This window comes from Rhodococcus sp. P1Y, assembly GCF_003641205.1.
GTDB lineage: Bacteria > Actinomycetota > Actinomycetes > Mycobacteriales > Mycobacteriaceae > Rhodococcoides.
The window spans coordinates 4,550,683-4,564,299 of sequence record NZ_CP032762.1 but is presented as its reverse complement, the minus strand read 5'-3'; the positions used below and the strand labels follow the sequence as shown (position 1 = coordinate 4,564,299).

At 61.1% G+C, this 13,617-nt stretch carries 12 protein-coding genes; all 12 read left to right on the top strand.

The features are described from left to right. Window positions 1–35 precede the first annotated feature (35 nt). On the top strand, window positions 36–1,190 hold the full coding sequence (locus D8W71_RS21055) for a CaiB/BaiF CoA transferase family protein (protein WP_121116256.1): 1,155 nt from the start codon (window positions 36–38) through the stop codon (window positions 1,188–1,190). A 192-nt stretch (window positions 1,191–1,382) separates the two neighbouring features. Further along, the gene (locus D8W71_RS21050) at window positions 1,383–2,225 is read left to right on the top strand and encodes an SDR family NAD(P)-dependent oxidoreductase (protein WP_121116254.1); all 843 of its coding nucleotides are present in this window, start codon (window positions 1,383–1,385) and stop codon (window positions 2,223–2,225) included. 24 nt (window positions 2,226–2,249) lie between these two features. Further along, complete coding sequence (locus D8W71_RS21045; protein ID WP_121116252.1) at window positions 2,250–3,629, top strand: aromatic ring-hydroxylating oxygenase subunit alpha; 1,380 nt, start codon at window positions 2,250–2,252, stop codon at window positions 3,627–3,629. 69 nt (window positions 3,630–3,698) lie between these two features. Continuing rightward, window positions 3,699–4,673 carry an SDR family NAD(P)-dependent oxidoreductase gene (locus D8W71_RS21040; protein ID WP_121116250.1) on the top strand — a complete coding sequence of 325 codons (975 nt, stop codon included), beginning with the start codon at window positions 3,699–3,701 and terminating at the stop codon, window positions 4,671–4,673. Then, on the top strand, window positions 4,654–6,360 hold the full coding sequence (locus tag D8W71_RS21035; protein ID WP_121116248.1) for a thiamine pyrophosphate-binding protein: 1,707 nt from the start codon (window positions 4,654–4,656) through the stop codon (window positions 6,358–6,360). The genes D8W71_RS21040 and D8W71_RS21035 overlap by 20 nt, the downstream gene beginning before the upstream one ends. A gap of 61 nt (window positions 6,361–6,421) precedes the next feature. Continuing rightward, complete coding sequence (locus D8W71_RS21030; RefSeq protein ID WP_121116246.1) at window positions 6,422–7,852, top strand: aldehyde dehydrogenase family protein; 1,431 nt, start codon at window positions 6,422–6,424, stop codon at window positions 7,850–7,852. A gap of 71 nt (window positions 7,853–7,923) precedes the next feature. Continuing rightward, window positions 7,924–8,760: a TauD/TfdA dioxygenase family protein gene (locus D8W71_RS21025; RefSeq protein WP_121116244.1), complete on the top strand. Its 837-nt coding sequence runs from the start codon at window positions 7,924–7,926 to the stop codon at window positions 8,758–8,760. Between the two features lie 167 nt (window positions 8,761–8,927). Further along, window positions 8,928–9,299 carry an EthD domain-containing protein gene (locus D8W71_RS21020; RefSeq protein WP_201265152.1) on the top strand — a complete coding sequence of 124 codons (372 nt, stop codon included), beginning with the start codon at window positions 8,928–8,930 and terminating at the stop codon, window positions 9,297–9,299. A 28-nt stretch (window positions 9,300–9,327) separates the two neighbouring features. Next, complete coding sequence (locus D8W71_RS21015; protein ID WP_121116242.1) at window positions 9,328–10,368, top strand: hemerythrin HHE cation-binding protein; 1,041 nt, start codon at window positions 9,328–9,330, stop codon at window positions 10,366–10,368. Between the two features lie 281 nt (window positions 10,369–10,649). Next, complete coding sequence (locus D8W71_RS21010) at window positions 10,650–11,489, top strand: TauD/TfdA dioxygenase family protein (RefSeq protein ID WP_121116240.1); 840 nt, start codon at window positions 10,650–10,652, stop codon at window positions 11,487–11,489. After that, window positions 11,486–12,097, top strand: coding sequence for a carboxymuconolactone decarboxylase family protein (locus D8W71_RS21005; RefSeq protein WP_236077537.1), 612 nt, complete (start codon window positions 11,486–11,488; stop codon window positions 12,095–12,097). The genes D8W71_RS21010 and D8W71_RS21005 overlap by 4 nt, the downstream gene beginning before the upstream one ends. A 46-nt stretch (window positions 12,098–12,143) precedes the next feature. Then, window positions 12,144–13,613, top strand: a complete 1,470-nt coding sequence (locus D8W71_RS21000) for an NAD-dependent succinate-semialdehyde dehydrogenase (protein WP_121119691.1) — start codon at window positions 12,144–12,146, stop codon at window positions 13,611–13,613. Window positions 13,614–13,617: the final 4 nt, after the last annotated feature.

Below are 13,617 nucleotides of genomic sequence, written 5' to 3'. Positions count from 1 at the left end.
ACAGCAATCGACACGCAGCAGTGAGGTTCACACACATGAAGCACACAGGGCCGTTGTCCGGCGTTCGCGTCATCGATCTGACTGCCATGGTGATGGGGCCCTACTGCACCCAGATAATGGCTGACATGGGCGCGGATGTCGTCAAAATCGAAGCGCCGTCCGGAGACAACACCAGATACATCTCGGTCGGTCCGGAGCCGGGAATGAGCGGGGTGTTCGTCAACGTCAATCGCGGCAAACGCAGTGTCGTCCTCGACCTCCGTTCGGAGGAGGGGCGAGCGACGCTGCGTGAACTCATCGTGGGCGCGGACGTTTTCGTGCACTCGATGCGCGGTTCGGCGATAGCTCGGCTCGGGTTCGACTACGAGGCCGTTTCGGTAATCAACCCGTCGATCGTCTACACGAACTGTTACGGGTACGGCCGCCGTGGCCCAGATGCGAATCTGACCGCATACGACGACACCATTCAGGCCGAGTGCGGGCTGCCGTTCGCGCAGGAGCAGTTGACGGGTGAGGTCGGCTACGTGGGGACGATCATTGCCGACAAGGTCGCCGGAATGACCGCCCTGTACGCCACGACCACCGCGCTCTTCCACCGAGAACGGACGGGGGAAGGACAGGAGGTCGAGGTCGCGATGTTCGAGACGATGGCCGCGTTCATGTTGGTCGAACACGCCAACGGCGCGATGTTCGAGCCGCCGGTGGGTCCGGCGGTCTACCCACGTGCGGTCGCTCCGAAGCGAAAGCCGTATCGCACCAAGGACGGTTACCTGTCGGCGCTGGTGTACAACGACAAGCAGTGGTCGACGTTCGTCGATGCGGTACAGCCGAACTGGGCGGACGAGCGCTTCGCGACCCTTGCGCAGCGGGCGCGGTGCACCGACGTCATCTACGGTCACCTCGAGAACACGTTCGCGAAACGAACGACGCAGGAGTGGCTGGATCTACTTCGTTCGTTGGACATTCCGTGTGCGCCGGTTCGCACGTTGGACGAGTTGTTCGAGAACCCACATCTCGAGGCCGTTGGGTTTTTCGAGCGGGTGAAGACGGAAAATGGCACCGTCTCATTCCCCGGTCCGCCTACCTGGTTCTCCCGCACTCCCGCGCGCGTGGCCGGGCCGGCGCCTCGGCTGGGCGCGCACACCGAGGAGGTGCTGGGGGAAATGGTGGCCGGATTGCAATCATCGTAAAGATAGCAATGCTTGTAATGCTTGACTCGCAGTGGTTATGCTGGACCTGCTGTGGCACGCGTCACGATACAAGGCAGCCGGGTGTGACAGCGACACTTCCATGATCCTCACGGGTACGGAGAGTTTTCGGCGTTCGACGTTCTCGAGTCACGGGAGGAGCAAAGATTTGCTTGCAACAGGAGGGAACGCGTAATGGCACACCCGATCGAATTGGACGGGCGAATCGTCGTGGTGACAGGTGCTGCAGGCGGCGGCATCGGGACCTCCGTCACGCGAATGACCGCGGAGGCCGGTGCGACGGTGATCGCCGTGAGCCGGTCGGAGGAGAACCTGGTCGCAAATATTTCCCCCCTGCAGGCGGATGGGCTTCCGGTCGTCCCCGTCATCGCGGACGTGTCGACCGACGACGGCGTCGCGGCTGTCATCGAGGTGGTACGCAGAACGGAAGGTCGGCTCCATGGTCTGGTCAATGTTGCCGGTGGCGCCGCGCCTTCCACCTGGATGCCGGCCACCAGGGTCAGCCGCGACGATTGGCGCGCGCTGTTCAACCAGAACCTCGAAACGATGTTCTTCATGAGCCAGGCCATCGCAGCGGAACTGAAAGTACAGGGCAATACAGGATCGATCGTGTCTATCTCGTCCATCTCGGGAATGAACACGGCGCCGTTCCACATCGCATACGGCACTGCAAAAGCCGCCTTGGTTGCTGCCACTCGCACCATGGCAGTGGAACTGGCGCACGATGGGGTCCGCGTCAACGCGATTGCACCCGGGGTGACTGCCACGCCTGCTTCACGCACGTTCATCGAAGAAGATCCGGAACGCGACTCCCGTGCGATCGCGATGGGACGCCGTGGACTCCCTGAGGAGCAAGCCGGCGCCATATTGTTTCTGCTGTCCGATCTTTCGACCTACATCACAGGTCAGACGCTCTTGGTGGACGGCGGATTGAATCTGAAGTGGACCCATATGGGTGCGGACCACACCTCTCTGTTCCTCAAAGACGAGTCGTTCCGCGCGGCAATTTCACACTGACACAACAGCTCGAAAGGAAGAACCATGACGGACATCATCGACAACGTGCAGGAAACCGCGACGACCGCCACCGAGGACGCGTCACCGATTCTCACGATTCCGGTGGAGGCCTACATTTCTCGCGACTACGCGAAGGCCGAGTTCGAACGCCTGTGGTCCAAAGTGTGGCAGCAGGTGGGTCGCATCGAGGATATTCCGAATGTCGGTGATTTCCTGACGTACGAAATCCAAGATCAGTCGTTCATCATCGCTCGGACAGAAACGGGACTGAGGGCGTACCACAACGTTTGTTCGCATCGAGGCCGTCGATTGGTCGATACCCCCGAGGGCGAGCGGCAGGCAATGGGCAATTGCAAGCAGTTCGTCTGCGGATACCACGGCTGGCGCTACAACCTCGACGGAACGAATACCGTTGCGCCGCAGAGGGTGGACTGGAAGAACACCCTCACCAAGGAGAACAGCAAACTCGTCGACGTCAAGGTCGACACCTGGGGCGGTTGGGTGTGGATCAATCTCGACCCCGACTGCGAATCCCTGGCGGACTATCTCGCTCCTGCCACGAGGTTGCTCGACCACTTCGAGACTCAGAAGCAGCGGTTTCGCTGGCGGAGGTGGCTCGTGGTCGATTGCAACTGGAAGGTCGCGCTCGAAGCCTTCGCGGAGACGTATCACGTGCCGTACACCCACCCAGAGTTCATGGCGTTCGGTGTCTACCTCGGCTGGTCGAGGCCTCATGGCATTCACAGCAACATCGGCTTCGAGGCCCCGAAGGGGATGGACGAAAACCAGGCGAAGGTTCGCATCGGCAGCGGGCCCGATCCCCGACTCGCGACGCAGGAAATGCAGAACTTCACCTGGTCGAACGCAGGTACGAGCACCACCAAGACTTTGGTCGATGCCGCGAATCGGTTGGTCGAGGAACTGCCCGAGGGGACGCCTCCGGCTCAGGTCCTGCGGCACTGGCTGGAGTCGGCCAAGCGCGACGACGCTGCGCGTGGCGTGATCTGGCCGGAGATCGATCCGGCCATCGTTGCAGAAAGCGGAACCGCCTGGCAGATCTTCCCCAATTTCCAGATCGGGCACGGTCTGAACAATATGATCAGCTACAGCGCGCGACCCTACGGAGACGACCCCGACAAGTGCATCTTCGAGGCCGCAGTCTACGAGCTCTACCCGGAAGGTGAAGAGCCAGAGACCAAGTGGGAGTACACGCCGGAGGACGGCGCGGGATGGCTGACCGTGCTGCCACAGGACTTCAGCAACATGTCGGCCGTCCAAAAGGGAATGAAGAGCAAGGGCTTCAGCGGCGCGAAGCCCAATCCTTACCGTGAGCAGAGTGTCGTCAACCTGCACCACAACTTGGCCAAATACATGGGAACCGGCGAACCGACTCTGCGCGACTGAGTCGGCGACTGCCGATGGCCGGCCCTCCACGTACTCCATTTCGGACAACCTGCTTCATCTAGGACGAACATGACAAGTAGCTCAGCGACCGAAAGCCTCGGTGATTTCGGCGGGGGACAAGCCAGATTCGACGGTCGGGTGGCGGTGATCACGGGAGCGGGTCGTGGCCTCGGCCGCGCTTACGCGCTTCTCTTGGCGGCCAAAGGTGCGAAGGTGGTGGTGAACGACCCGGGTGTCGGACCCGACGGTACCAATTTCGACAATGGGCCGGCCGACGACGTGGTGCGTGAAATTCAGGCGGCGGGCGGTGCTGCCGTCGCGTGCACCGAATCGGTTGCCACTGCCGACGGAGGCCGGGCGATAGTCGACACTGCCATCGAACATTTCGGCCGTATCGACATTCTCGTACACAACGCCGGTATCAATCGCTACGGGTTGCTGCCGGACATGACGCACGAGGACTTCGATGCTGTACTCGACGTGCACCTCCGCGGTGCATTCCACGTCGTTCGCCCTGCGTTCCCTCTCATGGCTGCCGCCGGATACGGCCGCATCGTGCTCACTTCGTCGATTCTGGGCTTCTACGGTAACCACCGCGTCGCCAACTACGCCGCCTCGAAAGGCGGAATCATCGGCCTGGCAGGTGTAGTCGCAGTCGAGGGTGCCGATCACGGAGTCAAGTGCAACGTCATCGTGCCCGCAGCATTGACGCGGCTGGCTGCAGCGCTGGACACCTCGGCCTACCCGCCGATGGGGCCGGAACTCGCCGCCCCGGTGGTCGGCTGGTTGGCGCACGAATCATGCTCCGTCAACGGAGAGACGCTCATATCCATCGCGGGCCGTGTGGCGAAGGCGTACGTCGCCGAAACACGCGGCGTCTACCGGCCGGAATGGTCCATCGATTCGGTCGGGGAGCAGATCGACGAGATCTGCGACACCACCGACCCCTGGGTCTTGCCGTCGGTATCCGGATACGGCGAACACCTCAAACGAAGCTTCGCAATTGCCAGAGAGGGCAGCAAGCATGTCAGTCAAAGTATTTGAACGAATTCTCGACCTCTTCGAGGCAGAGGGTATCAACACGATTTTCGGTATCCCCGATCCCAACTTCGTGCATATGTTCCATCTGGCCGAGGAACGTGGGTGGAACGTGGTGGCACCGCACCACGAGGAATCGGCGGGCTTCATGGCCGAAGCAGTGTCTCGCATGACCGGAAAAGCAGCGGTGTGTATCGGCACGCTCGGACCAGGCGTCGCCAACCTCGCCGGCGCGATGATGTGTGCCAAGGTCGAGAATTCGCCGGTCATCTTCCTGGGCGGACAACGCGGGCGCGTCACCGAGCAGCGTGTACGTCGCGGACGTATCCAGTTCGTCAAGCAGGTCGAACTGTTCGAACCGTCCGTGAAGTACAGCGCCAGCATCGAATACGCTGATCAGACGGACGAGATCATCCGCGAGGGCTTGCGCAAGGCACTGTCGGGCACCCCCGGCCCGGTCTACATCGAGTACCCGCAGCACATCATTCAAGAAGAGTTGGACGTGCCGGCTGCATTGCCGCCGAGCGCGTATCGGCTCACCAATCAGATGGCCGGGCCCGACCGGGTCGCGCAGGCCGTCGAAGCGATTAAGGCTGCCAAGCAGCCTATTCTCTTGATCGGACACGGAGTTCACACGTCTCGCGCCGGTGAGTCCGTCCGCGCATTGGCAGAACTCATGGCATGCCCGGTCATTCAGACGTCGGGTGGCACCTCGTTCATCGAGGGCCTCGAGGACCGCACATTCCCGTACGGGTTCTCCAAGTCCGCTGTCGAGGCTGTCGTGCAGTCCGACCTGTGCTTGGCAATCGGCACGGAACTGGGAGAACCCACGCACTACGGGCGCGGGCGGCACTGGGCCGAAAACGAGTCCAACCGCACGTGGCTACTCATCGAACAGGACCCCGAGGCCATCGGTGTCAACCGCACCATCGACATTCCCCTGGTCGGAGATCTTCGCGCGGTCGTCCCGCAGCTCGTCGAGGCGCTGAAAGATTCGCCGCGCACGGCAACACCCGAGTTGGAGGCCTGGATTCGGGAAGACGCGCGACAGCTTGCGGAACTCGCCGAGACGGCTCCCGCCGGCATGTCCCCTGTGCATCCCGCTCGCATAGTGGTCGAAGCCACCAAGGAATTCCCAGCCGACGGCATCATGGTTCGCGACGGCGGAGCCACGACGGTATTCGGGTGGACCTACTCGCAGGCGAAGCCACACGATGTCATGTGGAACCAGAACTTCGGTCACCTCGGTACCGGTCTTCCCTACGCGGTCGGCGCCGGCATCGCCGATGGTGGCAAGCGCCCGATCATGCTCGTCACCGGAGATTCTTCTTTCCAGTTCCACATCGCCGAGCTCGAAACGGCGGCTCGCTTCAATCTTCCTCTCGTGTGCGTTGTCGCTGTGGATTACGCCTGGGGTCTCGAAGTGGGCGTGTACAAGCGCACCTTCGGCCAGGGGTCGCGAGAAACCGGCGTCCACTGGAGTCAAGAGACCCGCCTCGACAAGGTCGCCGAAGGGTTCGGTTGCTACGGCGAATACGTCGATACGGACGCCGACATCGGTCCCGCCATCAAGCGCGCGTACGCCAGCGGCAAGCCCGGCGTCATCCACGTTGCTGTCGACCCGAAGGCGAACTCGGAGGAAATGCCCAACTACGGCGAATTCCGCACCTGGTACGCGGAGGGCTCGCAGTGACACGCCAGACGGCTATGCCGGTCGGCGTCCTGAAGACGACTATGGAGAGGGATGAGCGGTGATGCGCGAATATCGGAAGTTCTACATCGGTGGGCAGTGGGTCGAGCCTGCCGGCTCGGCGACGATGGACATCGTCAACCCTGCCACCGAGGAAGTGTGCGGCATCGTCGCGATGGGTTCGGACGCCGATGTCGACCGGGCAGTAGCGGCCGCCCGCGGCGCTCTACCGGGTTGGGCTGCAACTCCTGTTGCCGGCCGAGCAGACGTTCTGCGTGCGATCCTGTCCGAGTTCGAGAAGCGAACCGCGGATCTCGCCGAAGCTTTGACCGAAGAGATGGGGGCTCCCAAAGCCCTGGCAAGCGGATTCCAAGTGAACCTCGGTGCGGGACACCTCAACACGGCTATCGAAGCACTGGAGAACTACCGCTTCGAAGAACAGCGTGGTGCATCGCTCATCGTTCAGGAGCCGATCGGCGTGTGTGGACTCATCACACCGTGGAACTGGCCGATCAGTCTTATCGCCGTGAAGGTGTTTCCGGCACTCGCAACGGGGTGCACGATGGTGCTCAAGCCGTCGGAGCGCTCTCCGTTCAGCGGCCAGATCTTCGCGGAAATCCTCGACAGCGCGGGTGTACCCGACGGTGTCTTCAATCTCGTGCAGGGTGATGGGCCCGGTGTCGGCGCCGCCTTGTCCGGACATCCCGACATCGACATGATCTCCTTCACCGGCTCGACCCGGGCTGGTGTCGATGTCGCGGCGCGTGCGGCACACAGCGTGAAGCGAGTGACGCAGGAACTCGGTGGCAAGGGCCCGAACATCATTCTGGACGACGATGATTTCGCCGCGAATGTCGGCAAGGGCGTCGCGAGCATGATGATGAATTCGGGTCAGACGTGCAGTGCACCGTCTCGAATGCTGGTCCCCCACAGTCGCATGGCCGAAGCCGCCGAGATCGCGCGCGAGGCGACTGCGCACGTGACCGTGGGTGACCCCAACGGCGATTTCGCAATCGGACCTGTCGTTGCGAAGTCCCAGTTCGACTCCATCCAAACGCTCCTACAGCAGGGGATCGACGAAGGCGCGACGTTGGTTGCAGGCGGTCCGGGTCGTCCCGACGGTCTCGAAAAGGGTTACTACGTCAAGCCGACCGTGTTCGCCGACGTCAAGAATGACATGACGATCGGTCGCACCGAAATTTTCGGACCCGTTTTGACGATCATCGGCTACGACAACATCGACAACGCAGTCGAGATCGCCAACGACACGGACTACGGATTGGCCGCGTTCATTGCCGGGGCCGATGTGGAGCAGGCGCGTTCGGTAGCGCGTCGCATCCAAGCCGGCTCGGTCGTCATCAATGATGCGTTCGACTTCTCGGCGCCGTTCGGCGGCTATAAGAAGAGCGGAAACGGGAGAGAGTGGGGCGACTTCGGCTTCCTCGACTACCTCGAAGTAAAGAGCGTTCTCGGGTACGGAGAAGGCGATTCCTGACCGTACAGATCGACTGTCATCACCGGTGCGCCAGCCACGGTGGACCGAACCCGCTCTATAGGAGACGTGCCATGGAAACCATTGAAACCAAGAAGCTCGGTGACAAGGTCGGTATCGAGTTCGTCGGAGTCACGGCTCAGCAGCTCCGTGAGGACGACAACCTCGCCGAACAGGTCCGTGATGCGGTCGACAAGCAAGGTGTCGTCCTGTTTCGCAAAATCGACGCGGACGACGAGACGCAGGTCGCGTTCTGTCGAAAGCTGGGTCCTCTCAACGACTTTTCGATGCTGCCCCCATACGGCGTCGACGAAGTCATGGAAATCAGCTTCGACCCGTCGAACCCTTTGGCCAAGCACCTGAAAAGTAACGATTACTGGCACGTGGACGGGCTTCTCGACGAGAACCCGGCGAAGACTGGCGTGCTCAGCGCGCGCGCTGTGGCTGACAAGGGCGGGGAGACTGAATTCGCCAGTTGCTATGCCGCGTACGACGCTTTGACGGACAGCGAGAAGGAACAGTTCGAGGATCTCCGCGTCATCCACAATTTCGAGAACGTGCAACGAAACTCGTATCCGGACCCCACTCCGGAGCAGATCGCTGAATGGCGACAGCGTCCGGAATACAATCGGCCGCTGGTGTGGCAGCACGAGAACGGCCGCAAGTCCCTCGTGATCGGTGCGACCGCATCTCACATCGAGGGCATGGACTACGAAGAAGGCCGCGCTCTGCTGAAGCAGCTCACCGAACGCGCGACGGCACCGGGCTTGGTGTACCAGCACGTGTGGTCGGTGGGAGACATGGTTCTGTGGGACAACTCGGGTCTACTGCATCGCGCTTGCGACTTCGACCGCAGCGAACCGCGTCGCATGCATCGCTCAACGGTCACCAGTACCGAGAAAGCCGTTTAGGTAGCCGAACGACAGCGGTCGAACAGACCGTCCGACACAGTTATCGCGTTCGGCCTCGCCGAGTTCGGCTCATCGAACTCGGCGAGGCCGAACGTGACAACATGCTGGCTCCGAGGGAGCGGGTTTCATTGTTCAAACAGATCTGTTTTTTCCGGAAACGTTCCGATATGACCTCGGAGCAATTCCTTGATTATTACGAGAATCAACACTCACAGCTTGCTGCGAGAACCGGAAAGCCGAGTATCCCGAATGCGGTGCGATATGTTCGGCGGTATCTCACGCCGTTGGAAAATCCGGTTACAGGCCAAGTGCATGACAGCGGTTACGACTGCATCATGGAGATTTGGTGGAACACCCGGGAAGATTTCGAGCACTCGCAGCGGCTTATCAGCGATCCTGATCGGTTGCCGCACACGATCGCGGACGAGAAGAATTTATTTGCAACGCACGCAAACCCCATCTGTGCCGTGGAGGAGTACGACTCTCCCATGGGGCCTGCAGGTGAATCCTACGAGTGGGTTCCTGTAGTGCGTCCTTGATTTTGCGCCAGTCGAAAGGTGGCCAGCGGTGAGCAGTGTGCACGACCTTCCAGCGCATGTCTTCCGCCACATCGAATCGGGAGTCGTGACGGAGTTTTCGACTGTGTCGAGAGCAGGTGTGCCGATCGACACACCGACCTATTACTTTCCGTCCGACGACATGGCAACGATCGATGTGGCAACGGGTCTGCCCAACCCCGCGAAGGCCGAGCGTGTCCGTCGCAACGCAAAGGTGGGTCTTCTGATCGAGGGTGGACCCGACGAGCCGGTAGTCGTCGTGCGAGCGCGCGGTGCGGTACGCGACAGCGACATTCAAGCGAACGCCATTCGCTATCTCGAGGAGACCGGTTACAAGGGGATCAGTCATGGCATCACGTGGGCGGATGCGCGGAAGGCAGTGACGTACTGGTCACGCATCATCATCGAAAACAAGCCGGAACGTATCTATTGGTGGGACAACCAGGCTGCGTTGGACGGTCCGCCGCACGTGTGGCGGGCTCCGGCTGATACGTCGTATCCGGCCTCCGATCCGGCACCCTCGGGGGTGATGAAACGGTCTGCGTGGCCCACTCGTCCTTGGCTGGACGTTGCCCGTGATGCGCTTACCGGGGGAGCGTCTGCGCATCTTTCGATTCTCGACTCGGATGGGTACCCGCTTTCTGCGCGCGCGCGTTCTGTCGATCTGACGCGTGAGGGGTTTTCGTTGTCAATGCCTCTAGGACTGCCTTGGGAAACAACGGGCCCAGCAACACTGACGTTTGCTGGATTCCACACTTTCGTCGGCCAGGCAGACCTGGAAGGCGGACTGGTCACTCTTCGGGTCGAGCGTGCGCTACCGCAACACCCGTCAGCCCTCGACACCAAACAGGTTCTTCGACCCAGCGCAGATACTTTGGCGAAAGCACGCGTGCGACTCGATTACGAGGCCGAGCGGCGCGGGCAGTCTTTGCCGACGATTCCGGCCGACCCACCCACACGTACGCGACTTGCATTGTTACGGCAAGAGCGAATCGACAGCGATGCCCCGATCACGGGACTGACATCGGGAAATAACAATCGAACAAGCTGACACATTACAGCGGCATTGCCGGTCGCCGGTCGATAGTATTACGACGCTCTGCCGGTTCGTAAGTAGCATCGGCTGCGGCTCGGGTAGTTTCGGATTACTCTTGTTGCTGACGACCGCTCATCAGCCCGATCGGACGACGGTTCGATCGCATAGAAATGGGAGATCATTCCCCCAGCTGTAGCGGCTGTGAAACGGCACGGCTGATTCCCCGCCGCCGATCGACGATCAAACACCGGTGCGCCGGCCACGGTGAACCGAGAAACCCCTTCAGGAGACCTGCAATGGAAACAATCACGACCAAGAAGCTCAACGACAAAGTGGGCGTGGAGTTCGTCGGAGTCACAGCCGACCAACTTCGTAACGATGACAGTCTGGCCGTCGCGGTTCTCGACGCTTTGGAAGAACGCGGTGTCGTGTTGTTCAGGAAGATCGACGCCGACGATCAGAGTCAGGTCGACTTTTGCCGAAAGCTCGGTCCACTGAACAACTTCAAGGATCATCCTCCGTACGAAACGGAAGAGGTCATGGAGATCAGCTTCAGTCCGTCCAATCCGACAGCCGCGTACCTGAAGAGCAACGACTTCTGGCACACCGACGGGCTTCTCGATGACCACGCTGCCAAGACGGCTGTCCTGAGCGCTCGGGTCGTAGCAGACAAGGGCGGCGAAACCGAGTTCGCGAGCACCTACGAGGCGTACGACGCGTTGACCGACGACGAGAAAGAGCGGTTCGAAAACGTACGGGTCATTCACAGTTTCGAAGCTGTGCAGCGCCATTCGTACGAGAACCCCACAGCAGAACAGATCGAGGAGTGGAACGCCCGCCGTCCGGGTCGAGAGCACCCCTTGGTGTGGACACATTCCACAGGACGTCGTTCCTTGGTATTGGGGGCGACCGCGTCGCACATCGTAGGGATGGACGTCGAAGAAGGGCGAGCACTGCTGAAAGAACTCGTCGACCGTGCGACAACGCCTGATCGCGTCTACCGACACACGTGGGCCGTTGGTGACATGGTGCTGTGGGACAACTCGGGTCTGCTGCATCGCGCCTGCGAGTTCGATCGCAAGGAGCCGCGCAGAATGCATCGATCGACCATCACCGGAAGTTCCGTCGGTCAGTGACCGAATCTACTGACCGTGCTTCGGTCCCCCGCATCCCGGCATTGCCTTTGTCCCAATGGCCGGACGAAATGTCCGAATTCGTGGCTCGGCTCCGGTCGAACGTCGTGACCCAGGACGACGAGGCGAGTCGGACGGCAGGGATGAACATCGTCGGCACCCTGGCCAATCACCCTGCGCTGGCAATGGCGTATCTGACGTTCAATGCGCAGTTGTTGACGGGGAATTCGCTGACGACTCGTCAGCGTGAGCTGCTCATCCTCCGTGTGGCTCACCTGCGGCGCAGTGATTACGAATGGGCGCAGCATGCGCTGATTGCGAAAGACGTAGGCATCTCCGCCGAGGAGACTGCTCGCGTCGCCGAGGGTCCGCACGCAGAAGGTTGGTCTCACGTCGAACGCGTGATGTTGACGGCGGTGGACGACTTGATCCTCGACGGCGCGATATCGGCCGATACGTGGACCGAACTGGGGGAGTACTTCGGTCACACGCGACAGATCGACCTCGTCTTCACCGTGGGTACGTACGCCATGTTGGCCATGGCTCTGCGTTCTTTCGCCGTCGAACCAGAGCCTGCACTCGTTCCGCATCTGCCATCGCAGCCACGTTGACCGAGTCGCCGATCGAAACCAGTTCCGAGTGAAGAAGGATGCGACAATGATCCGCGCGGTAGAAGAAGTCCTGGCCGGCGTTCCGGACGGATTGTTCATCTCGGGTGCTTGGCGTCCGTCGAATTCGAAAGCTGTCCTCGCCGTTCGTGATCCGGCGACCGGTGAGATCGTCAAAGAGATCGCCGATGCGACGCCGGAAGACGGAATTGCGGCACTCGACGCAGCCGTCGACGCGGCCGAATCCTGGGCACGGACGCCCGCGCGTGCACGAGGCGAGCTACTCAGGCGCGCGTTCGACCTGATGCAAGAGCAAAAAGAAGACTTTGCGCTGTTGATGAGCGTCGAGATGGGCAAACCCCTGGCCGAGGCGCGCGGAGAGGTGGTGTACGGCGGCGAATTCTTGCGTTGGTTCGGGGAGGAAGCCGTTCGAATCAGTGGCAGATACGGTCCGAATCCCGAAGACACGGGCCGGATGATCGTGTCGCAGCACCCGGTCGGCCCGTGCTTCCTCATCACGCCGTGGAACTTCCCATTGGCAATGGCAACCCGGAAAATCGCCCCGGCGCTGGCGGCTGGATGCACCATGGTGGTCAAGCCCGCGGCGGCTACGCCGTTGACGACGCTGATGCTGGTGGAGTTGTTACGCGAGGCTGGGCTACCCGACGGCGTCGTCAACGTCGTGACAACGTCGTCGTCCTCGGCCTTGTCGTCACCCATTATTTCCGATGCGCGTCTGCGAAAGCTGTCTTTCACCGGCTCGACGCCAGTGGGACAGCGCTTACTTCAGCAGGCGGCCGAGAACGTCCTACGAACCTCGATGGAACTGGGTGGTAACGCGCCCTTCATAGTTTTCGAGGACGCCGATTTGGACAAAGCGGTCGAAGGCGCAATTGCAGCGAAATTCCGCAATATCGGTCAAGCGTGCACGGCAGCGAACCGCTTCATCGTGCACCGTTCCGTGATGGGTGAGTTCGTCGAGCGGGTAACTGCGAGAGTCGAGGGCTTCGTCGTCGGGCGCGGTACCGAGCCCAACGTGACAATCGGCCCACTCATCGACGAAGACGCGGTGAAGAAAACCGATATGTTGGTGGCAGACGCAGTTTCTCGCGGCGCGGTGGTCGTGACCGGTGGTGAGCGTATCGACCGGGTAGGTAGCTTCTATGCACCGACGGTTCTCACCGAGATTGCCCCAGGGAGCGATATTCTCCGAGACGAGATCTTCGGCCCCGTTCTTGCCATCGCTCCGTTCGACACCGAGGACGAAGCGGTCGGCTTGGCGAACGACACCGAGTACGGTCTCGTTTCCTATGTCTTCACCGAAGACTTCACGCGCGGGCAACGGATGATCGAGCGCCTCGAGACCGGAATGATGGGCTTGAACGTAGGTGTCGTGTCCAACGCCGCGGCGCCCTTCGGTGGTTGGAAGATGTCCGGGTTGGGGCGCGAGGGCGGCGCCGAAGGAATACACGAGTACCTGCAAACGAAGTACACGCTCACGCCTTCACCGTTCGGTTGATGCC

What these genes read in the sequence shown, in the direction of transcription:
- D8W71_RS21055 (WP_121116256.1), top strand. Translation starts at nt 36, where the DNA reads ATGAAGCACACAGGGCCGTTGTCCGGCGTTCGCGTCATCGATCTGACT.
- D8W71_RS21050 (WP_121116254.1), top strand. Translation starts at nt 1,383, where the DNA reads ATGGCACACCCGATCGAATTGGACGGGCGAATCGTCGTGGTGACAGGT.
- D8W71_RS21045 (WP_121116252.1), top strand. Translation starts at nt 2,250, where the DNA reads ATGACGGACATCATCGACAACGTGCAGGAAACCGCGACGACCGCCACC.
- D8W71_RS21040 (WP_121116250.1), top strand. Translation starts at nt 3,699, where the DNA reads ATGACAAGTAGCTCAGCGACCGAAAGCCTCGGTGATTTCGGCGGGGGA.
- D8W71_RS21035 (WP_121116248.1), top strand. Translation starts at nt 4,654, where the DNA reads ATGTCAGTCAAAGTATTTGAACGAATTCTCGACCTCTTCGAGGCAGAG.
- D8W71_RS21030 (WP_121116246.1), top strand. Translation starts at nt 6,422, where the DNA reads ATGCGCGAATATCGGAAGTTCTACATCGGTGGGCAGTGGGTCGAGCCT.
- D8W71_RS21025 (WP_121116244.1), top strand. Translation starts at nt 7,924, where the DNA reads ATGGAAACCATTGAAACCAAGAAGCTCGGTGACAAGGTCGGTATCGAG.
- D8W71_RS21020 (WP_201265152.1), top strand. Translation starts at nt 8,928, where the DNA reads ATGACCTCGGAGCAATTCCTTGATTATTACGAGAATCAACACTCACAG.
- D8W71_RS21010 (WP_121116240.1), top strand. Translation starts at nt 10,650, where the DNA reads ATGGAAACAATCACGACCAAGAAGCTCAACGACAAAGTGGGCGTGGAG.
- D8W71_RS21000 (WP_121119691.1), top strand. Translation starts at nt 12,144, where the DNA reads ATGATCCGCGCGGTAGAAGAAGTCCTGGCCGGCGTTCCGGACGGATTG.